Source organism: Aeromonas sp. 602658 (assembly GCF_049173005.1).
Taxonomy (GTDB): Bacteria; Pseudomonadota; Gammaproteobacteria; order Enterobacterales; family Aeromonadaceae; genus Aeromonas; species Aeromonas veronii_A.
The window spans coordinates 102,253-125,881 of sequence record NZ_JAAKRF010000003.1; the positions used below are offsets into that span (position 1 = coordinate 102,253).

Genomic DNA, 23,629 nt, shown 5'->3' on the forward strand with positions numbered 1-23,629 from the left:
CGGTTTTTTTATTGGGCCAACTGCTTGCTCATCAGCGTGGAGATCGAGGCGGCCAGCTCGTTGAAACAGGGGCGACGTACCGAGTAGTGGCGATAGAGCAGCGAGATGGTACGACCCGGCACAGGGTCAACCACAGGACGATAGCTCACCCCTCCCTCATCATGATCGGCGGGTACGGCCAGCTTTGGCACCAGGGTCATGCCGCTACCGGCGGCCACCATGTTGCGCAGCGTCTCGAGACTAGTCCCCTTGAAGCGTTGATCCTCACCTATCCCGCCAGCGAAACAGAAGCCCATCGCCTGATCCCGCAAACAGTGGCCATCGGCCAGCATCAGCAATTTCTTGCCCTTGAGATTGCCGAGTGGCACTTGTCTGGCCTGTGCTTCGGGGTGATGGCAAGGCACCGCCAACCACATCGGCTCATGATAGAGCTGGATTGAACCAAACCCCTCCATCCCAGGCATCTCGGCCAGAATGACGCAATCCAGCTCCCCCTCTTCCAGCCGTTTGAGCAGGGTTTGGGTCTGCTCCTCATAGAGATAGAACTCCAGCTGGGGAAAACGCTCACGCAGGGTCTGGATAATGCGGGGCAACAGGTAGGGGCCCACGGTCGGAATAAAACCGATATGGATCTCCCCGGACATCGGCTCGGAGAAGTGCTGACCGATGCTCTTGAGCTCGCGCACCTCCTTGAGCACCCGACGCGCCTGATGGGCCATGGCATCGCCAGCCGGAGTAAACAGCACCTTGCGCGAGGTACGTTCGATCAGAATGACCCCGAGTTCATCTTCCAGCTTGCGCAGCTGGCCGCTCAGGGTGGGTTGACTGACAAAGCAGCGTTCAGCGGCTTTGCGAAAATGTTTTTCCTCATCCAGCGCCACCAGATATTCGAGATCGCGAAGATTCATACAGCAAGAGTCCTGCCTGGAAAATGGGCCATCAGCATGCACAATATCGTCCGGCGGGACAAGTCATCCACTTGCAGTGAGCCTCTCTGGCTGCCCCTCCAAAACAGAAAAGCCCGATCACCTCGCGGTAATCGGGCTGTTTGACTCGACAAGGGATTACACCCTGAAACGGCGCACCATATCCTGCAGTTGGGTAGCCAGGTGGTTCAACTCGTTGCATGCCTGAGCCATCTGGGTGGCACCGGCGGCCACCTCTTCGGAAGCGTGGCTGATATTGACCACGTTACGGTTGAGCTCCTCGCTCACCGCGCCCTGCTCTTCGGTGGCCGTTGCAATCTGGATGTTCATGTGGGAGATGCTGCTGACCGAGCCACTGATCTGGGAGATAGACTCGCCCGCTTCCCGCGCGGTAGCTACCGTGGTGTTCATCAGCTCCTGACTCTGTTGCATGGTACTGCCCGCCTGTTCGGCACGCTGCTGCAACTCGGCAATGATGGTATTGATCTGGGAGGTGGAGTCCTGGGTTCGTTTGGCCAGAGTACGCACCTCATCAGCCACCACCGCAAAACCCCGTCCCTGCTCACCGGCCCGGGCCGCTTCAATCGCCGCGTTCAATGCCAGCAGGTTGGTCTGTTCGGCAATGCCGCGGATCACCTCCAGCACCATGCCGATATTGCGGCTATCATCGCCCAGTTGGCGGATCACCACTGCAGTGCTCTCGATGGCCCCCGCCACCCGCTCGATGCGCAAAATAGAGTCATTAACAGTCTTGGCCCCAATCTCTGCTGTTTCGCTGGCCGAGGTGGCGGCACTGGCGGCATCGCTGGTGTTGCGAGAAACCTCCTGAACCGTAGCCTGCATCTCGTTCATCGCGGTTGCCAGCTGATTAAGTTCATGCTGCTGGGCACTCATGTTGGCCGCTGACTGCCTTGCTACCGAGCTCATCTCTTCGGTGGCCGAACTCAGTTGCACCACTGAGCCCGAGACTTCACTGACCAGGGTACGCAAATTGGTCTGCATCTCGCCAAACCCTTTGGCAAGAGTCCCCAGTTCATCATTGTTGAACTGTTGCATATCGATGCGGGAGGTAAGATCACCGGAGGAGACACGGCGGGTCTGCTCCAGCAGGGCCATCACCGGATTGCGGATCTGGGCGGTCAACAGCCAGGCAATCACCACCACAAAAGCCAGCGTCACCAGGCTGACAATAATGCTCATGGTTCTGGCATTGCTATACATGGCCGCAATGTCTTTCACCATCTCATCGGCAATCTCGTTATTGATCTCCCGCAAACGATAAGACTTGGCACCAACCTCTTCCAATGCGGCACGAGTCTCGTTTTTGCGCAGACTTCTGACTTTATCCAGATCGCCAGCAGCAAAGGCATTTAACAGCTGGTCATGTACCGAAAAATACTTGGCCCCCGCCGCAACCACCTGCTCATAAACCTGCTTCTCTTCACCAGTAGTGAAAGGTAAAGCACCATATTTTTGGGCTGCTTGCTCAAATTCCTGCTTGGCCTTATTGAAGGTCAGGGTGCGATCGCTTACCTCTTGCTCATCCTTGTTCAGGCCACCGATGACCTGGGCCAACTCTGAACGACGCGCATCCAGCACGGCAACATGCATCTGGCTCGCCAGACGAGTAGAAGGCAGTAAATTACCCGTGATGGTTTCGGTATCACCATAGAGCTTTGCCAGCTGGCTGATTGAAAACCAGGCCAAGCCCAGTACCAACAAGGCCAGGATGGCAAATCCGGCACTCAGTTTCTGGCCGATGGACATGTTTTTGAACATATAAGGGCTTCCTTGAAATGAGTCTTCACTCCCGCAACATCCACCGGGAATGGTCATATAGAGCATAGCCTGCACCCGGAAAACAGAAGGATTTCATACCGTTTCTGTGATTGTTTGCCTATCGGCCCTGGACACCTTTCCTGAAGCGGTCTCGTGTTCAAATAACAGCCATCATGTCATTAGAGCCAGCAGATGCGTGCTCAGAGCATCCGGCTCCCCCAGAAAATCGGCAACCCGTACAGGCGTGACCCGCCCCTTGTGCATCAGCCCAAGGGTGGGATAACCCTGACCACCCAGCCGTTTCATCCAGCCCTGGCTATCTGCCAGATGTTGCAGCAATGGGGCCTGCAGATAGGCTTGCTGGAACGCGTCTTCACTGACCCCCTGCTCTGCCGCCAGCGTGGCGAGAAATGCCGGCTCACCAATCCAGATCCCGTCCCGATAGTGGGATTGCTGGATCCGGTGCAACATGGCCAACCCATCCCCCCCCAAGGCCGTGACGGCCAAAACCGCACGGATCGGCGGCTCGGAGTCCAGCAGACACCCTTCGCGCAGCAGCAGTTCGTTAAAGTAGCGCTCGCCAAAATGCTGGCCGGTCAGCGCCTCGATCCGCTGATCATGGGGGCGCACATAATCAAGCAATGCCTCGCCCATAGGCTGACGGCGACTACCCAGCCAGAGACCGCCCGCATGCAGCTCGATCTTGAGCCCAGCAATGGTGGCTGCCGCCTGCAACAGGGGGGCGGCACCGTAGCACCAGCCACAGAGCGGGTCATAGACATAATGGAGGGTGGTTTGTTGTTCGCTCATCTTCATTCTCACTTCAATCTCGGATAAAAAACCGGGCCCTTAGGCCCGGTAAAAACACAGGGAAAGCAGGCTCAGTGGCTTACCACTTCATCTCGCCGGTATTGACCTTGGCACCGATGGCCAGACCATCGTCAACCGGCAGTGCCGGATAGGCTTTCTTCAGAGCCTCAATCAGCTCACCGGAGTTTTTCGCCTTGGCCAGCTCCTGTTCGAAACGCTCTACATAGTCACGGGTAAAGGTCACAGCAGCAGTACCTTTGGGAGCAGTGCCCAGGAAGTGGCCCGGTACCACACGCTCGGGTTTCAGGGCCAGCAGGTTATCCAGCGCCTTGACCCAGTTGCTGCGAGCCGCTTTGGTCTGGCTGTCGGCCATCCAGACATGCACCCCGTGGTAGACCGGCACACCACCAAAAGCAGTCTTGATGGAAGGGGCCCAGAGGTAGGCATTCGGGGTATTCATCTCTTTGATTTCAATCTTCTCGCCATCCAGCGTCAGGTGGCTGGCGGTCATCACTTGCGGCACGGTCAGGCTCTTCGGTGCACCCTTGCCGAGGATCGGGCTCCAGTAGCTCAGCTTGGCATCCTTGGTCTTGTTGATATGGTCAACCACATGCTGGTCGGCCAGCACTTTGACATCCGGGAACGCCGCCATGACCGGCTCCAGACCGAAGTAGAAGTCGGGGTCACCGGCACTGATATAGACAGTGGTCAGCTTCTTGCCGCTCTTCTTGATCATGTCGACCAGCGCCTGACCATTTTGTACGTCGAACTGGGCATCGATCAGGATGGCCTCTTTGTCACCGGTCACCAGTGAGGAGGAGACCGGGAAGATCGCCTTCTCGCCAGGGTTATAGACGGTCACGCTCAGGGGGGCGGCCAGTGCGGCGCCACTCAGCAGGGTGGTCGCAAGAGTCAGGTTGCGGATCAGGGTGTTGTTCATCATCTATTCCTCATTAAGTATTCGGGGGTTCATTTGATGGACAGAGTGTATTGGATCACATAAGGTGCAAATACAGCATAAAAAGCACATCACTGTTGCACATATCGAACATATAGAGAGCCATACATGGATCGACTGACCGCATTGCGGGTCTTCGTCAGCGTAGTCGAACAGGGGAGCCTGAGCGGCGCCGGAGAGAAACTGGATATGTCGCGCGCCATGGTGTCACGCTATCTGGCCGAGCTGGAGAGCTGGATGGGCGCTCGCCTGCTGCACCGCACCACCCGTCGTCTGAGCCTGACCGGGCCGGGAGAGGAAGCGCTGAACCGGGCCCGCGCCATGCTGGCGCTCGGCGAAGAGATGGAGCAGATCGCGGTGAAGGGAGATGATGCCCCCAAGGGACAACTGCGGATCACCAGCAGCTACTCCCTGTCAGAAGCGCTGCTGGTCGGGGCTGCCAACGACTATCTGGCGCAATACCCGTGGACGGCCATCGACATTCTGCTGCTCGACAGAACCGTCAATCTGGTAGAGGAGCGGATCGATCTGGCGGTGCGCATCACCAACGACCTCGACCCCAATCTGGTGGCGCGCCGTCTCGGCACCTGCCACTCGGTAGTCTGTGCCAGCCCGGCCTATCTGGCCCGTCATCCGATGCCACACAAGGTGCAGGATTTGGCGCTGCACAACTGCCTCACCTACACCTACTTCGGCAAGAGCCTGTGGGAGTTCAATGGACCGGGCGGTCCCGAGTCAGTGCCGGTCAGCGGTAACCTGAGCGCCAATATCTCCAACCTGCTGCTGGAAGCAACGCTGGAAGGCGCAGGGATCAGCCTGCAGCCACGCTACTCGGCCCAACCTTATCTGGAGCGCGGAGAACTGGTCCCCCTGCTGACCGACTGGCAGCCCAAGCGCCTCGGGGTCTACGGGGTGTATGCCACCCGCAAACAGATGTCGCCACTGCTGCGCAGCTTCCTCGATTTTCTGCTAGCCCGCATGGCGGCGGATCCCATCTGGCAGGAGTAAGCACACCTCAAACCCGACCATGAAGAAGGGGCCGCTGCGGGCCCCTTCTTCATTCCGATCCCTTGATCAGGCTTCAAATCCGAATGGTTCTGAGTGAGGCGCTTCCTGCTGCGCACTCTCGTCCAGGAAAATATCCCGATAAGCCACATAGATGGAGTAGTTGAGCGCCGGGATCACCACCAGCAGACCTACCAGCAACAACATAGCGCCAAACAGCAACAACATAGCTGAGAGCAGTCCCCACCAGAAGAAGGGCCACATATTGCGCCAGCAGCCGAAGAAGCTCAGACGCACCGCCTGGATGATGCCGATATCGTGGTGGTAGATCAGCGCAGGAGCAAAGGTGACCCCCATCAGCACGGGAATGATGAGCAGCATCCCCACCAGCAACACCAGCAGCAGTTGTTGCAACTGGCTGGCAGAGACCACCATGCTCTCGGGATCCTGCGTCAGCAGCGGGAGCAGCCCCCACATGGAGAGCAGACCAAGACAGACGAGGCCAACCAGGCTGAACAGCAGCAACACCAGCAGACCGCCTAGCATCAGCGGGGTCAGCTTGTGGCGAAAACCGGCGAAGAGATCGGCAAACTGCAGCGGCTCACCCCGATAACCCCGAGCGGCGACCGCCACCCAACCCGCGCCCCACACCATGTAGAGCAGTTGGGAGATAAGGCCACCCGCCGGCAGTTGCTCCAGCAGCATGCCCACCATAAACCAGACCAGCACCATGGCCACGCTGATCCCCATCCCCTTGTTGAAGATATCGAACCCGCTGCGAACCCAGAGCCAGCCACGACCTGTCGTGTACCGGGCCGGCGTGGTGCGCAAAGGGGGTAATCCGTTCATATCGTCTCCTCGGAGTGTCGGTGGCATCAGTGCCGGAAGCCGATTCTAGAGCCAGGGCGGGGGCGACTCAATGGCGAAGCAACCCGAGCACGACATAAAACCTGACGCAGCTATGCACAAAAGGGGCATCAGCCACGCACCGCCACTGGCTGCCCCGACCATAACGAGGCACAATCTGCCCCCTTCCCTAGCCGCGCCTGTCGTGGCCTACGTGTCGTGATCACCCTTTAGTGATCGACGAATGCCGGACAGGGGGTTGTCATCCCGCCATCCCGGGCGTTTTAACATCGAGTGGTATCGTCATGAGAGTTGTTTGTTGTCTGTTGTTGTTACTGACCAGCCAGTCAGCCCTGGCCGAGGGTTTTATCAGTCGCCTGCTCAACCATCCGGTGCCGGGTGGCGTTGCGGTGATCCCTCTTGGCGCGTCACCCACTGCCCCCACGGCCCGCTATCATGACAAACCCGTGCTGGTGGTGCGCGAAGACAACCAGTGGATCGCCATCGTCGGCATCTCTCTCAAAAACCCGCCCGGTGCCCAGCAACTGAGCACAGGTGATGGCCGTACTCTCGGCTTCACCGTGACCCCCAAGCACTACCGCGAGCAGCACATCAAGCTCAAGAACAGCCGTCAGGTCAATCCGCTCGCCGAGGATATGACCCGTATCAACCGCGAGCTGGCGGAGCAGAGCCGGGCTTACCAGACCTTCAGCCCCAACCAGCCGAGCAACCTGCTGTTCGACAAGCCGGTCAACGGCCCCCTCTCCAGCCCGTTTGGCCTGCGTCGTTTCTTCAATGGCGAGGAGCGCAACCCCCACTCCGGCCTCGACTTCGCCGTGGGCGCCGGCACCCCGATCAAGTCCCCCGCCGCAGGCAAGGTGATCCTGATCGGCAACTACTTCTTCAATGGCAATACCGTCTTTGTCGACCACGGTCAGGGGCTCATCAGCATGTTCTGCCACATGTCGAAGATCGATGTGAAGCTCGGCCAGAGCCTGCCGCGTGGCGGCATCGTCGGGCGAGTCGGTTCGACCGGCCGCGCTACCGGCCCCCATATGCACTGGAACGTCAGCCTCAACGACACCCGGGTCGATCCCGCCATCTTTATCGGCGCCTTCAAGCCCTGAATCGGCAGAGCCCGTTAACAAAACATCCTCTAACAAAACAGGCAGCCCATGGCTGCCTCTCTACTATCTGCACGTCGTACCTGACTGCCTATCCGGCCTGCGTGTGAGCACCGGATTCCCGATGCATCGCTCGCCACATGACCAGCACCAGCAACAAGCTGCAGCTAGGCAACGCCAGCCATACCCCGGGCACGCCCCACAGGGTCGAGAATCCCCACAAGAAACCGCCGATCAGCACCAGCTTGCCACCGGTGAGCAGGGAGGCGATGCGGGCCCGATTGATGGCCTGGAAATAGGTGGCCCCCACCAGCAACAAGCCCTCCATCGGCAGCCCCCAGAAGTAGAGCCAGATCCCGAGGCTCGCCACCGGCAGCAAGGTAGCGTTGTCCCCGGCAAACAGATAGACCGCCGCCTCCGGCCACAGATATAGCGGGAACATGGCGCACAGGGCGATCCCCAACGTCACTCCGAGTGCCAGATTGCGGATCCGCAGCACCCGCCGCCAGTGACCGGCGCCCGCGTTAAAGCTGGCGATGGGCTGGATACCCATGGCGATCCCCTCGAACACCAGATAGAAGAAGGCCTCGGTGTAACTGATCACCCCGTAGGCCGCCACATGCAGCGAAGTGCCAACCGCCAGCAACGCCTTGTTGTGCAGCGCCAGCACTACCGAGAGATAGAGGTACATTAGAAAACTGGAGACCCCGAGGCGCACCGTCTCGCCCATCAGCCGAAGCTCGGGGCGCAAGGTGTCCCAGCTTATCCGCAGTTGGCTGCGCGGTGTGAAGAAGTGCCACAGGCAGGCGAGGCCCGTCACCGCCTGAGAGAGCATGGTGGCCGTCGCCACCCCGGCCAGTCCAAACGGAAACACCACCATCAGCAGATAGTCGAGCAGCACGTTGAGCAGGCCCCCGACTACCATGATGAGGGTGACAAAGCCAGGGCGGCCATCGTTGCGCAGCAGCGAGCTGAACGCCATCGACAGCACCGCAAAGACGCCCAGCCAGGCGTAGGCCTGCAGGTAGGAGAGCCCGGCGGTGAAGATCTCCCCCTCCGCCCCCATCCAGGCCAGCATGGGCTCGCCATAGCGGATCCCGATAAAACTGAGCAGTGCCGAGGCCAGCAACACCATCACCAGCGCATTGCCGACGATGTGGCGGGCTTTGGCCGGGTTGCCCTGCCCCAGATAGAAGGAGACCAGCGACGAGGCCCCCATGCCGATCAGCGCCCCCACCGCATAGAGCACGGCGCAGATGGGATAAGCCAGCATCAGACCGGCCATGCCATCCTGACCCAGCACATGGCCAACGAAGATGCCATCGATGGTGACATAGATGCCGGTGATCAGCATGGCCGCCACGGTCGGGGTTACGTAACGCCAGAAAAGGCGAGATAGCGGGGCTGTGCCCAGATCAACAGCTGACATATTCGACTCGGTGGAGAGAAAGCGGCCAGGATCATAGCGAAACGGCAGCACGACTTCCTGTTATTTGTGTTATGAATCATTAATATAGACTGCTTTACCCGCCTCCCTGCCCTGTTTTAGGCTAGGGCCACCTCTTCTGAACGGAAACGAGCCTCATGTTGCAACGCCTGCTCACCTTCTTGCTGCTCTCCCTTCTCTTGTTGCCGCCAACCGTGCGCGCCGACGATGCCATTGCCCAGGCCGAATCCCTGTTGCAGAGCGTGCCCAAGAGCGATACCCCGGAAAACCAGAAGCTGCGGGAGAGCTACCAGCAGGCGCTGCAATTTGCCAGAGAGGCCGAGCGTTACCGAGAGCAGAGCAAAGCCTATCAGCAGATCCTTATCGATTACCCCAAGGAGTCGGCACGGCTCAAGGAGAGCCTGCACAACTATCAGCCCGCCGCTCGCCCGCCGCTGGCGAGCCTCAAGGAGGAGGCGCTGCGCCAGGCCATAGGCCTGAGCAGCAATCGCCAGCTCAACCTGCGCAAGGAGCGGCAGGGGGTGATGGATAGCCTCAACCAGCTAGAGAGTACCGGGCAGGAGTATCACCTGCGGGTGGATGATCTGCGCAAACAGCTGCAACTGACCCGCAGCCAGCTGGAGCGACTGAGCTTCAGCAGCGAATCGGATCGCCAGCAGGAGGCACAGCTGCTGCTGACCAGAATGAAAGAGCAGAGCCTCTCCGACCGGATCCAGATGCTGGAGCTGGAGCAGCTCTCTGCCCAGCAGCGCAACGATCTCGGCAAGCTGAAACTGCAGGAGCTCAATCTGGCCATCGCCGACGAGGATGAGTGGCAAGCCAGCCTGCTGACCCAGCAGAACCTGCTGCGGCGGGAGAAGACCGAGCAGGCGCTGGAGGAGAGCGAACGGCTGCGCAAGCAGCTCACCACCGACATGCCGCTGCTGCTGGAGCAGCAACAGCAGAATCAGGCGCTCTCCATCCAGCTCGGCACACTGGAAGATCAGATTGAGCGGGTGCAGGACGAGCAGCGCAGCGTCGACAAGAATTTGTTTGAACTGAATGAGCTGGTCAACTCGGTACGCGAACAGCTGGAGTGGCTGCAGATCAGTAATGCCTACGGCGAGAACCTGCGCAGCAAACTCTCCGATCTTCCTCCCCAGTTCCCCCTCGACAAGCTGGAGTCCGCCATCGTCAGCGCCCGCATGGCCAAGTACCAGTACGAGAGCGAGCAGGATGGGCTCAAGGATACCCGCCAGCTGCGCGACAAGCTGATGGCCGAAGAGGAGGTGACGCTGGATCGGCCGCAGCAAGCTGTGCTCGACAACCTGCTCAAGGCCCGGCGCCAGCTGCTGACCCGGCTCAACGACGCCTCCGATACCCTCATTCAGGAGCAGACCCGTCTCAAGCTGCTCTACAGCCGCCAGAACAGCAAGATCGACGAGATCCGCGAAATAAGCGCCAGCCACCTGTTCTGGATGCCGGATGTGCGCCCCTTTACCCCACAGGTGATGCTCGGTATTCCTGCCGCGCTGACCCTGGCCTTCAACCCGGACAACTGGTTGCAACTGCCCTACGCCATCGCCGAAAACAGCCCGCTGAGCCTCACGCTGGCCGGTATTGGGCTGCTGGTGCTGGCCTGGAGCTGGTTCAAGCTGGCCCGTCATCTGAACCTCTATTGTGACCATATTGCGCCGCGGATCGGCAAGGTAACTCAGGACAAATTCAGCCTCACCAGCCGCTTGCTGCTGCGCTCCCTGCTTGCCGCCCTCCCCTTGCCCGCCATGGTGCTGATGGTGCGCGGCCTGCTCGAAGGGGCCTGGCAATACCCGTTTGCGGTGGCGGTAGCACGCGGCCTTGGCGAGATCTGGTTTCTGCTGCTGGCACTGGTGATGGCCCGCCACCTGACGCTGGAGCGGGGGATTTTGATCCACCACTTCCGCTGGCCCCGGGAACAGGTGCAAAAGGTGTGGGGGCAGTTTCGCACCCTGCTGCTGGTGCTGATCCCGAGTTTCTTCGTGCAGGGGATGGCCAACAGCTATCAGGAGCACGCCTTCTACGACTCCCTCGGCCGGATGGCCTTCATGATCGGTGCACTCTGGCTGCTGCTCTTCTTTGCCCGTCTCAACCGGGAGCGATTGCCGCTCACCTGGGGCCAGACCGACATGACCAAGCCCCATCTGCTGCACCACTTCATCTGGAACAGCCTGATGCTGGCGCCGCTGCTGGCGGTGATTGGTGCCCTGTTTGGCTACTTCTATACCTCGCGCACCCTGCTGCGCCAGCTGGAGCTTAGCCTGCTGATGGGGCTGGGTTGCTTGCTGGTCTACTATCTGGCCAGACGCTGGATGCTGATCCAGCGCCGCCGCCTCGCCTTCGAGCGTGCCAAGAGCAAGCGGGCCGAGATCCTGGCCCAGCGCGGCCGGGAAGAGGGGCATGACGAGCTCAGCTCCGAAACCCCTGACGTGGTGGAAGAGACTGAGCTGGATCTCGATACCATCAGCGCCCAGTCGCTGGGACTGGTGCGCACCCTGCTGATGCTGGGCTTCACCATGCTGGTGGTGGTGCAATGGTCGGATCTCAACTCCGCCTTCAGCTTCCTCAGCAATATCGAGGTGTGGCAGGTGAGCAGCAAGATTGGCGGCATCGAGCAGCTCTCGGCCATCACCTTGCAGGATCTGATGCTGACCGCCTTCGTCTTCATTCTGACCGTGGTGACAGCCCGCAACCTGCCGGGGCTGATGGAGCTGACCCTGCTGCAGCACCTCAGCCTCTCCCCGGGTACCGGCTTTGCCCTCACGACCACCAGCAAGTATCTGGTGATCCTGATCGGCGCCCTCACCGGCTTCTCCATGCTGGGCATCGACTGGTCGAAGACCCAGTGGCTGGTCGCAGCCCTCTCGGTGGGGCTGGGTTTCGGTCTGCAGGAGATCTTCGCCAACTTTGTCTCCGGCCTCATCATCCTGTTTGAGAAGCCGATCCGGCTCGGTGACACCGTCACCATCCGCGATCTCACCGGCACCGTCACCAAGATCAAAACCCGGGCGACGACTATCGTGGATTGGGATCGCAAGGAGATCATCGTGCCCAACAAGGCTTTCATCACCGAGCAGTTCATCAACTGGTCGCTCTCCGATGCCATCACCCGAGTCAAACTACGGATCCGGATCGGCCTGACCCGGGATCCGAAACTGGTGCAGCGCATTCTGGAAGAGTCTATCCAGGCATCGACCCTGGTATTGGAGACGCCGACCCCAGAGGTCTTCCTGATCGAATTCACAGACTCGGCACTGATCTACGAGATCCGCCTCTACGTCAACAACATGGATCACCGGATGCCCATCACTCACGAGGTTCACTCGCTGGTGCTGGAGAAGATGCAGCAGCAGGGACTTACCCTGCCCCATCAACAGATCGACATTCACCTGAGCCGCGGCTGATCCGCGAGGTACAAGGAGCAGAACATGCAGATTATTGCCCACCGTGGCGCCAGCGGTCTGGCACCGGAAAACACCCTCAAGGCGATGGCAAAAGCACTGGTGCTGGAAGTCAGTGCCATCGAACTGGATGTACAGGCTGCAGATGGCGAGTTATGGGTATTTCACGATCGGCGGCTAGAGCGTTGTACCAATGGCAAGGGGGTACTGACTGAACAATCACGAGTCTATCTGGAGCAACTCGATGCCGGTGAGGGAGAGGTGATCCCGACCCTGTGGCAAGTGATGGAGATTATCGCCGGACGCTGCGAGCTGCATATCGAGCTCAAGGGTGCCGATACCGCTGACGCGGTGGCATCCCTGACCCGAAGGGCAGAGGCCGAGCTTGGTTTTACCCCAGAGCAGTGGGTGGTTTCGTCCTTCCATCACCCGGAGCTGGCCCGATTTGCCGCCTTGCGGCCCGATATCCGCCTCGGCGCCCTGACCGCCAATCTGCCACTCAACCTGGCGCTGTTTGCTGATGAGCTGGGGGCCTGGTCACTTAACTGCGACGTGGATTTTGTCGACCGGATACTGGTGGAAGATGCACATCAACGCGGATTAAGGGTTCTAGTTTATACCGTTGATTATCATGAAGATTATGAAAAACTAGCCAGCATGGGGGTCGATGGAATCTTCACCAATCGTCCAGATCGTTTCCTGTAGCCACCTGACAAGGATACACATATGGATAAGCTCTGATTTAGGCACTAACTTTAAATAGCTGATCGGGATACAAAGAGTTCAACTTCAGCCGATAAGAACAGGCACATAACAATAACCAGTTTCCACACACTCAGACTGACGCTCACAAGGATGTAACTATGAACTTATCGATTAAAAACAAGCTGGTCCTGGCTATCGGGGTCATCATTCTGGTGATCACCGGGATACAGGTCTGGTACAACACCTCGCAACTGCGCAGCGAAACCCAGCGGCTGGTCTGGAATATCATCGACGAAAGCTCCATGGCCAACGTCAAGGGGATCTCCCGCTGGGTTGACTCCCGTATCGCCATCGTCAGCACCACCAAGGAGGCTTTCACCAAAGAGGATGAACCCATCAGCCATCTGGCCCAATCCATGAATGCAGGTGGATTCGACCTGGTCTATGCCGGTACTGCCGATGGCAAGATGATCCAGAGCAAGCCCACCAATCTCCCAGCCGGTTATGACCCCCGTCAACGCCCCTGGTACAAGGATGCGATGGCAGCTGGCAAACTGGTCATTACTGCCCCTTATGCGGATATCTCTACCGGACAACTGATTGTCACCATTGCCGAGCCGTTCCAGCGCGGCAACACTCAGGGCGTCATCGCCGGTGACGTATCCATCAGCGCCCTTATCTCGGATATTCTGGCAGTCACCACCGAGGGCACCTACGCCATTCTGGTAGACAGTAATGGCACCATCATCGCCCACCCGGATGCCTCGTTGAGTCTCAAGTCTGCCACCGCACTGGCCCCTGAATTGACTGCTTCTTACATCAACCAGATCGCCCATGACGGCATGATCAACGAGCTGGTGATCAGTGGCAAGAAAGAGGTCTTTGACTTCAACGCAATCCCCAATACCAACTGGTATTACGGCATGATGGTGGATGAGGAAACCGCCTATCAGTCGGTGCGCAGCATGGTCACCTCCTCCCTCATCCAGGGGCTTATCACCATACTGATCGTGGCTGGCTTCTCCTATGTCGCCATCAATGGTTCGCTGGCCCCCCTGAAAACCCTGGGCGAAGCGATTGCCGATCTCTCACGCGGCAATGGCGATCTGACCCGCCGGATCAAGATAGAGCGGGAAGACGAGGTGGGCGCAGTTGCCAAGCACGTCAACACCTTCATCGACCGGATCCATGTGATGGTGCAGGATATCTCCAACTCCTCGACCCAGCTTAATCAGCAGGCCAAATCCTCCCACAGCATGGCGGAGAAGGCGAATCAGGGGCTGGCACGTCAGCAAAACGAAATCTCCCAGATCGCTACTGCAGTACACGAGATGTCGGCCACTGCAGTTGAAGTGGCAAGCAACGCCGAACAGACCGCCGAAGCAGCCCGCTCCTCTAGCAGCAGTTGTGAACATGGCAAACAGGTTATTGCCCGCAACCAGCGTTCCATTACCGATCTGGCCACCCAGGTTGCCCAGGCGTCGGACATTATTCAGGAGCTTGAGAAGAACGCTCAGGAGATCAACACCATCCTCTCCACCATTCAGGGCATCGCCGAACAGACCAACCTGCTGGCGCTCAACGCAGCTATCGAAGCAGCCCGTGCAGGCGAACAGGGCCGGGGTTTCGCTGTGGTGGCAGACGAAGTGCGGGTGCTGTCACAGCGCACCCATAGCTCCACCGTCGAGATCCGCAGCATGATCGAGACCCTGCAGCGCAATACACAGGGGGCAGTCAGCACCATGCATGAAGGACAACTGCTGGCCCAGAACAGCGTGGATGACGCCAACAACGCCACCCAGGCGCTGGAACAGATCACCTCCTCCATCAATCAGATCTCCGACATGGCGACCCAGATATCCAGCGCGGCGGAAGAGCAACGAGCGGTGACCGACGAGGTCAGCCGCAACATTCAGGCGGTGAAAGATGTCTCGGATGAACTGGCGGTAGATGCGGACAGCTCACGCCATCTCTCTGAACAACTTAAAAATATTTCGGGTGAACTGAGCAATCAGGTCGGCATGTTCCGCATTTGAGCATGAGCAAAAGGGGCCGTTCAGGCCCCTTTTATTTTTCTAAATAGCGCTTAATTTTCAGTGGGTAATCTCACATTACCAGCCAAATACCCCGCCTTGAAATCCTTGAAATTCGTCTGGAATTATCAGATCACCGCCGTGGTCACCGCCGCACTTCGGATTACCTATTTCTATTCGAGCGGATAAATGCCAATAATTCTCATTAAAAAATTACAATAAAAAACTTAAAATTTTTTTCGCGAGTACCTAAAAAGAGAGGTGATTCGCATTTTATTGAAAGAAAACTACGTACAATCCAGAAGTTAAAGTGCTCGTAGCTAGGTGTTCAACTGCTCAGTAACACCAAAAAATGACGATTATAACGACATTTTCATCCAGGGATTTGGGTGTTTTATAGAAAAATAACCAATAAAAAGGGAATAAAACCTAGCAGTTTGACTTGCATCAAGCCTGAATTTTTTTCATAGAGCAAAATCGTGCCCAGCAAATCTATCCCTAAGGAGGCAGATGTGGATATTATCAAGACCGATGTGGCCATCATCGGTGCTGGCGGTACCGGCTTACGCGCCGCTATCGCTATAGCCGAATCACAGCCAGACCTGGACATCGCCCTGATTTCCAAGGTTTACCCGATGCGCAGCCACACGGTTGCTGCCGAAGGCGGCGCCGCCGGTGTCGTCCGTGATGACGACTCCCTCGAAAACCACTTCAACGACACCGTCTCCGGTGGTGACTGGCTGTGCGAGCAGGACGTAGTGGAATACTTCGTCAACAACGCGACCAAAGAGATGATCCAGCTGGAGCACTGGGGTTGCCCCTGGAGCCGCAAGCCGGATGGCAAAGCCAACGTGCGTCCGTTTGGTGGTATGAAGGTTCCGCGTACCTGGTTCGCCGCAGACAAGTCCGGTTTCCATATTCTGCACACCCTGTTCCAGACCTCCGTCAAATACCCGAGCATCAAGCGCTTCGACGAGCATTTCTGTCTTGATCTGATCGTGGACGACGGCCGTGTCCAGGGCGTACTGACCTTCGACATCCAGAACGGTATCACCCGCTTCATCCAGGCCAAATCCGTGATCGTGGCCACTGGCGGCGCTGGCCGTGTCTATCGCTACAACACCAACGGTGGCATCGTCACCGGCGACGGCATGGCACTGGCCTACCGTCACGGCGTACCGCTGCGTGATATGGAGTTCGTCCAGTATCACCCGACCGGTCTGCCGGGCACCGGCATCCTGATGACCGAAGGTTGTCGTGGTGAGGGTGGCGTCCTGCTGAACAAGGATGGCTACCGCTACCTGCAAGACTACGGCTTGGGCCCGGAAACCCCGATCGGCCAGCCGAAGAGCAAATACATGGAACTGGGTCCGCGCGACCGTGTTTCCCAGGCATTCTGGCAAGAGCAGCAGAAAGGCCGCGTCATTCAGGGCCCGATGGGCGATGTGGTTCACCTCGACCTGCGTCACCTTGGCGAGAAGTACCTGAAAGAGCGCCTGCCGTTCATCTGCGAACTGGCCAAAGCCTACGTCAACGTGGATCCGGCCAAAGAGCCTATCCCGGTACGTCCGACTGCCCACTACACCATGGGTGGTATCGAGACTGACAACAAGTGTGCCACCCGTCTGCCCGGCCTCTACGCCGCGGGCGAATGTGCCTCCGTCGGTCTGCACGGTGCCAACCGTCTGGGTTCCAACTCCCTGTCCGAGATCGTGGTATTCGGCAAGCTGGCCGGTGAGCAGGCAGGTGAATTTGCCAAGACTCAGAAGCATGGCAATACCGAAGCGCTGGCCGCCAAGGCCGAGGCGCTCATCAAGCAGCACCTCTCCCTGATGGACATAGACGGTACCGAAAACCCGGCCGATATCCGCAACGAGCTGGGCATGTCCATGGAAGCCGGTGTCGGTATCTATCGTACCGAAGAGCTGATGCAGGGCACCATCGACAAGATCAACGAGCTGAAAGCCCGTTACAAGAAGGTCAAGATCAACGACAAGTCCTCTGTCTTCAACACCGATCTGCTGTACGCCATCGAACTGGGTTACATGCTGGACGTGGCTGAAGCCATGGCGCACTCCGCCATCAATCGTAAAGAGTCCCGCGGTTCCCACCAGCGTCTGGATGGTTACGAAGAGCGCGATGACGTGAACTTCCTCAAACACACGCTCTCGTTCTACAAAAATGGCGAAACGCCCTCCATCGATTACTCCGATGTGAAGATCACTAAGTCCCAGCCGGCAAAACGCGTGTACGGCTCCGAGGGTGAGAAACAAGACGAGGCTAAGAAGAATGGCTGAGATGATTGAAATTGAGATCCTGCGCTACCGTCCGGAACAGGATAACGAGCCCTGGATGCAAACCTTTCAGGTGCCATACCAGAGAGAGATGTCTCTGCTGGACGCCCTGCAGTACATCAAGGATCACCTGGACTCTACCCTGAGCTTCCGCTGGTCCTGCCGGATGGCGATCTGCGGCTCTTGCGGCATGATGGTCAACGGTGTGCCCAAGCTGGGTTGCAAGGCGTTCCTGCGCGACTATCTGCCGGGCAAGATGACCGTCGAGCCGCTCAACAACTTCCCGATCGAGCGCGATCTGGTGGTCGACATGTCCGACTTCATCGAGAAGCTGGAGAGCATCAAGCCGTACATCATCCCGAGCGAGCCGCGCAGCCTGTGTGATGGCGAGTACATCCAGACGCCGGCCCAGATGGCGCAGTACAAGCAGTTCTCCCAGTGCATCAACTGTGGTCTCTGCTACGCGGCCTGCCCGCAGTACGGTATCAACAAGAAGTTCACCGGTCCGGCGGCACTGGCTCTGGCCTATCGCTACAACGTCGACAACCGTGATGCCGGCGCCAAAGAGCGTATGCGTATCATCAGCCAGGACGAAGGCGTCTGGGGCTGTACCTTCGTGGGCTACTGCTCCGAAGTGTGCCCGAAAGGCGTCGATCCGGCAGCGGCCATCCAGCTTGGCAAGGTCGAAAGCGCCAAGGACTACATGATCGCCATGTTCAAGCCAGATTGAGAGCAGGATTGAGACCATGAACAACACTGATAGCAAACGTAAACCTTACGTCCGCGAAATGAAGAAAGACTGGTGGCTGAAGAACGCCTTCTACACCGGTTACATGATCCGTGAAGGCACCAGTATCTTCGTCTCCATCTACGCCGTTGTGCTGATGTGGGGCCTGATGCGCCTGGTTCAGGGTCAGGAAGCGTTCAACGGCTGGCTGGAATCCCTGCAAAGCCCGATCGCCATCCTGTTCCATGTCGTCGCTCTGGCGGCGTGCCTGTTCCATGCCAAAACCTGGTTCGCCCTGGCGCCGAAAGCCATGCGTATCTTCCGTGGTGAAGACCTGGTACCGGAGAAGCCGATCGTTCTCGCCCAATATGTGGCGCTGGCGGTGGTGTCCCTGCTTGTCCTGATCATCGTGGCTTGAGGAGAAAACAATGAGACGTTCTGACGAACCAATTTACTGGGGTCTGTTTGGTGCGGGTGGCATGGTCGTTGCCATGCTGCTGCCGGTCATTGTCCTCATTACCGGTCTGCTGGTGCCCATGGGCATCATGGACGTGGAAACCATGAGCTATGACCGCGTGCACGCGTTCGCCAGCTCCTGGTGGGGTGCCTGCATCCTGCTGGTGATCATCGCCCTGCCAGTCTGGCACGGCATGCACCGTATCTACCACGGTCTGCACGATCTGGGGATCCACACCACCAAGCTGCACCACTATGTGTTCTATGGCTTTGCCTTCCTGGTATCTGCCATTAGTGTCGGCCTGCTGATGGTACTGGTACTCCAGTAATCACATCTGACTGATTGACCAAACCGGGCCTCGTGCCCGGTTTTTTATTGCCCCGCTATCCCGCCCCTGCTTTTTATTCACTCAAACAATTCGATAAAAACCAGATTATCGTCCAAGCATATGGCGATCATAGTCACATAACCCCAATACATTCGTCATTTGTAGCAAACCATTTTGACCACCATCAATTTAGTGACATCCATATCAATTATAATTATTCAGATTAAATAATTATTCATATGGAGCTAGCTAATGACAGACAAAACACGCTCGGTGAGCCTAGGCAGTTACCTGGCACTGGCCTTCGCCGTGGTCTTCTTCTCCGGACTGTTGCAATCCGGCGAGTGGTACGGGGTATTCGATTTCACCACGCTGAACGGTTCGTTCGGTACCATGGTCCAGAGCGTCAGCGAGAATGGTGACGGCATCAAGACCGCCATGACCGACATGCGCGGCAAGGGGGGCAACGGGGCGCGAGATGGCTTTCTGTTCGCCCTGACCCTGATCCCCACCGTGATGTTTGCCCTCGGCATGATCAATGTGCTGGAGCACTACGGCGCGCTGGAAGCGGCCCGCAAGTTGCTGACCCCGCTGCTGCGTCCGCTGATGGGGATCCCAGGCAACACCGGCCTCGCCCTTATCGCCTCCCTGCAGAGTACCGATGCCGGTGCCGCCATGACCCGTCAGCTCAAGGATGAAGGGCTCATCACCAAGCGTGAAACCGACGTATTCACCATGTTCCAGTTCTCCGCTGGTGCCACCATCGTCAACTTCTTCTCCTCCGGCGCCGTGCTGTTCACCCTGACACTGGCAGATGGCAGCCCGGCGGTCAGCTCCTCCATCGGTCTGGCTGTCATCGTGATGTTCGCCTTCAAATTTGTCGGGGCCAACCTGTTTCGGGTCTACCTCAATATGAGCGAAGGCAAGCAGACCGATAACAACACCCAGCAGACCCTCAACACTCAGGAGCAAGCCAAATGAGCCAGGCCAACATCAAGAAACCCATCGTCACCGATATCTTCGTCGAAGGGGCCAAGAAGGGCTGGGTCATCGCCACCACCTCCACCGTACCCAACGTACTGATGGCCTTCGTCATCATCAAGGCGCTGCAGATCACCGGCGCGCTGGATGCCATGGGCGCCATCTTCTCCCCCGTCATGGCCATCTTCGGGTTGCCCGGTGAGGCGGCAGCCGTGCTGATCGGCGCCTGGATGTCGATGGGCGGTGCGGTCGGTGTGGTCATCACCCTGTTCGATCAGGGGATCCTCAACGGCACTCACATCGCCATTCTGGCGCCAGCCATCTACCTGATGGGCTCCCAGGTGCAGTACATGGGCCGCATCCTCGGCTGTATCGGCACCGAAGGGCGTTATATCCCCATCATGGTCGCCATCTCGGTACTCAACGCCTTCGGCGCCATGCTGGTGATGAACATCCTTCTCTGACCCGAACCTGATAGTGGAACAAACAATGACTTTTTCTCTGGATCAATACCTGACCGAACTGGCCCCGCTGATCAATCTGGATTGCGGATCCCTGCACCAGCCGGGCATTGCGGCAGTGGCCGACCTGATGGCCGCCAAATATGAGGCGATGGGCGGCTGGCAGATCAAGCGGGTCGACTGCGGCGCCGCCGGGGTGGGGCTGGAGATCCGCAACCAGCCTGATGCGGCGCAGATCGATGTGATGCTGATTGGCCATATGGATACCGTCTTCCCCCTCGGTACCGCCGCCGCCCGCCCGATGAGCATCGATGGTGAGCGCGCTTACGGTCCCGGTGTCTCCGACATGAAATCCGGCTTGCTCAACATCGTCTATGCCCTGCGTGCACTGCCCCGCGAGGTGCGCGATCGCCTGAGCATCTGCGTCTGCATGAACCCGGACGAGGAGATCGGCTCCCTGCACTCCAGCGACTGGCTGGCCGCGGTGGCCAAACAGGCAAAGCAGGTGCTGGTGGCCGAAGCGGCCCGCGCCGATGGCTCGCTGGTCAAGGCGCGCAAGGGGATGGCCCGTTATCGCATCGACTTCACAGGCAAGGCGGCTCACGCGGGCAACGAACCGCAGAAGGGGCGCAGCGCCATCACCGAGCTGGGCCACTGGATCCTGGCCATCAACGCCCTGACCAACTTCGAGAGCGGCACCACCCTCAACATCGGCATCGTCGAGGGGGGCAATGGTGCCAACATAGTGCCGGCCCATGCCAGCGCCGTGGTAGACGTCCGCTTCTGGGACAATCAGGAGTACCACCAGATCAACGATCAGCTGCTGACCCTGGCCGAGCGGCCTCATCTGGATGGCGTCACCATCCAACTGACCCGCGAGGCCCACAAACCGGCCATGGTGCCGTCAGAGGGTACTCAGGCGCTGATGCTACTGGTGGAGGAGTGTGGCGCCGAACTGGGACTGCCGATCAACTGGCAGGAGGTGGGGGGCGGCTCCGATGCCAACCTGACCGCAGCCCTCGGCATCCCTACTCTGGATGGTCTGGGCCCCATCGGTGCCGGTTTCCACAGTGACGAGGAGTATCTGGATCTGGCCAGCATTGCCCCGCGCATCGAGCTGCTGGTGAAGGTACTGACCCGTCTGGCGGCCTGACAAGTTCTCACGTAAAAAAGGGCCAGCCGGTTTGCACCGGCTGGCCCTTTTTTTATCTACTTCCCCAGAATGACAGCAACCCTTCGCTATTACTCCATTGGCGGCAAGAAGCGGCGCATCACCTCATCCGTATGCCCCCCTTCCTGAAATGCCACCAGCGACTGATTGAGGATGTTCACCAGCTGGTGGCCACGGGGGGAGCCCTTGCTCACCAGCAGATAGAATCCCTTGCGGCTGGGCAGGGCGAGATTGAGCAACCCGCTCTCGCTGCGGTAGATGCCAAGGCTGATGCCTGCCACCAGAGGTTCGATTTCGCTTGGCAGAAAGTCGCAGCGATCCCGCTCCAGCATATCGAGCGCCTGCTGCAACTGCTTGACCCGGCGTGGCTCCTGCGCAAGCCCGTAGGGTGTGTAGTTGTAGCCAATCACCCCGCACACCCGGGAGCGGTTGACCGTCTGCAGATCCGGCGGTTCGGGGTAGCGGCGCTTGAGATAGAAGAAACCGAGGTGGGTGTAGTAGAGGGGAACGCTGTAGAAGGCAAACTCGGCCCGCTCCGGCTTGTAGCTGGCATCCCAGGTCAGCTCGCACAGACCATTCTGGCGATAATCCGCCAGCTCCTGCTGCACCCGCGCCCAGGGCAGATAGCGGATCTGGTGCGAGAGCCCGCTCTGTTGCAATGCATCGAGCACCAGCGTCGTCGCCGAACCGGTCAGGCTGCTGGTATCGGGCACCCCGTCCTTGCGCTCCCAGTAGGTAAAGGGGGCCCACTCGTTGCCCTCCCCCAGACAGATCTTCACTGGTGGCTCTTGCCCCCATAGCGCGGGGGACAAGATAGCCATCGCCAATCCCGCCCACCATGTTGCCGCTCGTCTCATCTCCCGCTCCCGAACTGTTTATCCCTCTTGCAGCTTAGCCCAGAAGAGATAGTGCTCACTTTGCAGGGGCGCTTTCATGCCACAACGTCAGCAAATTGGCCGGAATGGCACCATAACGAAGCTGCGGCGTCTGGTGCCAGTCAGCCAGCTTTTGCAGGGCTTTCGCCAGATCCTGTGCAAGCGTGCGGGTCACTCTCACACCAGCTTCCAGATAGAGGCTCTTGATCTCGAAGATCCCCTGCTGGCGATGGGCCTTGGCATCCATCCTGCCCACCAGCTTGCCACGATGCAGCAAGGGCAACACGAAGTAGCCATACTGGCGCTTGGGGGCCGGGGTATAGCATTCGATGCGATAGTCGAAGTTGAACAGTTCACTGGCCCGTTTGCGATCCCACACCAGCGGATCGAACGGCGACAAGACGGTGGTATGGGTTGCCTTGAGACGGCCCTCCTTGGCTTGCACCAGCTCATCGGCCAGCGAGGCGTGCACAAAAGCGCCGTGCTGCCACCCCTCCACCCGTACCGGCAGCAGCTCACCCTCGTCCGCCAGCTGATGGAGCAAGGCGTCATATTTGCCGCGCCGCAGCCGATAGTAGTCAGCGACCCAGCCAGTTTTGACCAGCCCCAATGCCCGGCAGCTGGCGCGCACCATATCCCGCTGCGCCTGCTCGACGCTCGGCAGATCCCGCTCGTCACGCCACTCGGGGATGACCCGCTCGGCCAGGTCATAGACCCGCTGAAAGTTGCGCCGCTCCCGCACCATCAGCTGACCTGTGGTAAAGAGCACCTCCAGATGGCGTTTCTCCGGCTTCCAGTCCCACCAGCCGTTCCCCTTGCCGGTTGTGCGTTCAAAGTCGGCCGCCCGCACCGGGCCATGCTGGCGAATGCGCTCGATAAGCTGGCCAATCTCCTGCTGATGGGTAGCGAGCCAGTTGGCCGAAAACTTCCACCCCATGGCGGCAGGATCAAGCATTCGGTGGCGCAGCAGCCGGTAATCTTCACGGGGAACGAAACAGGCCTCGTGGGCCCAATATTCGAAGATCTCGCCGTCGGCCAGCAACTGCTCCAGCCAGCGAGGTTCGTACTGGCCGAGACGGCTAAAGAGCACCAGATAGGGACTGCGCGCTACCACCGAGATGGTGTCTATCTGCAGCAGCGCCATGCGGCGAATGGTGGCCAGCAGATCGGCCGGGGTCGCCTTGCAGCGACGGGGGGCAAGCAGCCCCTGCGCCGCCAGTTGCAGATGACGAGCATCTTGCAGTGACAAATGGGTAATCGACATCAACAACCGCTCCCTGGTATCT

The 23,629-nt window shown here is 58.8% G+C and carries 20 protein-coding genes; 12 read left to right on the forward strand and 8 right to left on the reverse strand.

The window, feature by feature from the left end; genetic code table 11:
- Positions 1-8 precede the first annotated feature (8 nt).
- The 4 genes from oxyR to G5253_RS05100 form a co-directional block, all read right to left on the reverse strand.
- Positions 9-908, reverse strand: a complete 900-nt coding sequence (oxyR, locus tag G5253_RS05085) for a DNA-binding transcriptional regulator OxyR (RefSeq protein WP_257687017.1) — start codon at positions 906-908, stop codon at positions 9-11.
- Positions 909-1,064: 156 nt separating this feature from the next.
- Positions 1,065-2,705 carry a methyl-accepting chemotaxis protein gene (locus G5253_RS05090; RefSeq protein WP_216953054.1) on the reverse strand — a complete coding sequence of 547 codons (1,641 nt, stop codon included), beginning with the start codon at positions 2,703-2,705 and terminating at the stop codon, positions 1,065-1,067.
- A 171-nt stretch (positions 2,706-2,876) separates the two neighbouring features.
- Complete coding sequence (locus G5253_RS05095; RefSeq protein ID WP_421202779.1) at positions 2,877-3,521, reverse strand: DsbA family protein; 645 nt, start codon at positions 3,519-3,521, stop codon at positions 2,877-2,879.
- Positions 3,522-3,594: 73 nt separating this feature from the next.
- Positions 3,595-4,455, reverse strand: coding sequence for a Vmh family MBL fold metallo-hydrolase (locus tag G5253_RS05100; protein WP_026035063.1), 861 nt, complete (start codon positions 4,453-4,455; stop codon positions 3,595-3,597).
- A 126-nt stretch (positions 4,456-4,581) separates the two neighbouring features.
- On the opposite strand from G5253_RS05100, the gene G5253_RS05105 reads away from it, so the two are divergent.
- Positions 4,582-5,481, forward strand: coding sequence for a LysR family transcriptional regulator (locus G5253_RS05105; RefSeq protein WP_421202780.1), 900 nt, complete (start codon positions 4,582-4,584; stop codon positions 5,479-5,481).
- Between the two features lie 66 nt (positions 5,482-5,547).
- Here G5253_RS05105 and G5253_RS05110 read toward each other — a convergent pair whose 3' ends face one another.
- Positions 5,548-6,327, reverse strand: a complete 780-nt coding sequence (locus G5253_RS05110) for a BPSS1780 family membrane protein (protein WP_421202781.1) — start codon at positions 6,325-6,327, stop codon at positions 5,548-5,550.
- A gap of 302 nt (positions 6,328-6,629) precedes the next feature.
- On the opposite strand from G5253_RS05110, the gene G5253_RS05115 reads away from it, so the two are divergent.
- Complete coding sequence (locus tag G5253_RS05115) at positions 6,630-7,451, forward strand: peptidoglycan DD-metalloendopeptidase family protein (RefSeq protein ID WP_421202782.1); 822 nt, start codon at positions 6,630-6,632, stop codon at positions 7,449-7,451.
- An 88-nt stretch (positions 7,452-7,539) separates the two neighbouring features.
- Here the strand turns inward: G5253_RS05115 and G5253_RS05120 are convergent, their stop codons facing one another.
- Positions 7,540-8,877 carry an MATE family efflux transporter gene (locus tag G5253_RS05120; protein WP_421202783.1) on the reverse strand — a complete coding sequence of 446 codons (1,338 nt, stop codon included), beginning with the start codon at positions 8,875-8,877 and terminating at the stop codon, positions 7,540-7,542.
- A gap of 155 nt (positions 8,878-9,032) precedes the next feature.
- Here G5253_RS05120 and mscM point away from each other — a divergent pair, with 155 nt between their 5' ends.
- The 10 genes from mscM (at position 9,033) to G5253_RS05170 (ending at position 21,450) form a co-directional block, all read left to right on the forward strand.
- Positions 9,033-12,314, forward strand: coding sequence for a miniconductance mechanosensitive channel MscM (gene mscM, locus G5253_RS05125; protein WP_421202784.1), 3,282 nt, complete (start codon positions 9,033-9,035; stop codon positions 12,312-12,314).
- 24 nt (positions 12,315-12,338) lie between these two features.
- Positions 12,339-13,016, forward strand: a complete 678-nt coding sequence (locus G5253_RS05130) for a glycerophosphodiester phosphodiesterase (protein ID WP_421202785.1) — start codon at positions 12,339-12,341, stop codon at positions 13,014-13,016.
- A 158-nt stretch (positions 13,017-13,174) separates the two neighbouring features.
- A complete protein-coding gene (locus tag G5253_RS05135; RefSeq protein ID WP_421202786.1) occupies positions 13,175-15,052 on the forward strand; it encodes a methyl-accepting chemotaxis protein in 1,878 nt (625 codons plus the stop codon).
- A gap of 509 nt (positions 15,053-15,561) precedes the next feature.
- Complete coding sequence (gene frdA, locus G5253_RS05140; RefSeq protein WP_047437968.1) at positions 15,562-17,346, forward strand: fumarate reductase (quinol) flavoprotein subunit; 1,785 nt, start codon at positions 15,562-15,564, stop codon at positions 17,344-17,346.
- A complete protein-coding gene (locus G5253_RS05145; protein WP_005335057.1) occupies positions 17,339-18,073 on the forward strand; it encodes a succinate dehydrogenase/fumarate reductase iron-sulfur subunit in 735 nt (244 codons plus the stop codon). The genes frdA and G5253_RS05145 overlap by 8 nt, the downstream gene beginning before the upstream one ends.
- Before the next feature lie 16 nt (positions 18,074-18,089).
- The gene (locus G5253_RS05150; RefSeq protein WP_005335058.1) at positions 18,090-18,488 is read left to right on the forward strand and encodes a hypothetical protein; all 399 of its coding nucleotides are present in this window, start codon (positions 18,090-18,092) and stop codon (positions 18,486-18,488) included.
- A gap of 10 nt (positions 18,489-18,498) precedes the next feature.
- On the forward strand, positions 18,499-18,855 hold the full coding sequence (gene frdD / locus G5253_RS05155) for a fumarate reductase subunit FrdD (RefSeq protein WP_005335059.1): 357 nt from the start codon (positions 18,499-18,501) through the stop codon (positions 18,853-18,855).
- Positions 18,856-19,107: 252 nt separating this feature from the next.
- Positions 19,108-19,836: a nucleoside recognition domain-containing protein gene (locus G5253_RS05160; RefSeq protein ID WP_158109835.1), complete on the forward strand. Its 729-nt coding sequence runs from the start codon at positions 19,108-19,110 to the stop codon at positions 19,834-19,836.
- A complete protein-coding gene (locus tag G5253_RS05165) occupies positions 19,833-20,300 on the forward strand; it encodes a YjiG family protein (RefSeq protein ID WP_005335063.1) in 468 nt (155 codons plus the stop codon). Before G5253_RS05160 ends, G5253_RS05165 begins: the two co-directional genes overlap by 4 nt.
- A 25-nt stretch (positions 20,301-20,325) precedes the next feature.
- The gene (locus G5253_RS05170; RefSeq protein ID WP_421202787.1) at positions 20,326-21,450 is read left to right on the forward strand and encodes a M20 family metallopeptidase; all 1,125 of its coding nucleotides are present in this window, start codon (positions 20,326-20,328) and stop codon (positions 21,448-21,450) included.
- A gap of 89 nt (positions 21,451-21,539) precedes the next feature.
- Here G5253_RS05170 and G5253_RS05175 read toward each other — a convergent pair whose 3' ends face one another.
- Both G5253_RS05175 and G5253_RS05180 read right to left on the reverse strand, forming a co-directional pair.
- A complete protein-coding gene (locus G5253_RS05175) occupies positions 21,540-22,289 on the reverse strand; it encodes a substrate-binding periplasmic protein (RefSeq protein ID WP_421202788.1) in 750 nt (249 codons plus the stop codon).
- A gap of 91 nt (positions 22,290-22,380) precedes the next feature.
- Complete coding sequence (locus G5253_RS05180; RefSeq protein WP_421202789.1) at positions 22,381-23,607, reverse strand: winged helix-turn-helix domain-containing protein; 1,227 nt, start codon at positions 23,605-23,607, stop codon at positions 22,381-22,383.
- Positions 23,608-23,629: the final 22 nt, after the last annotated feature.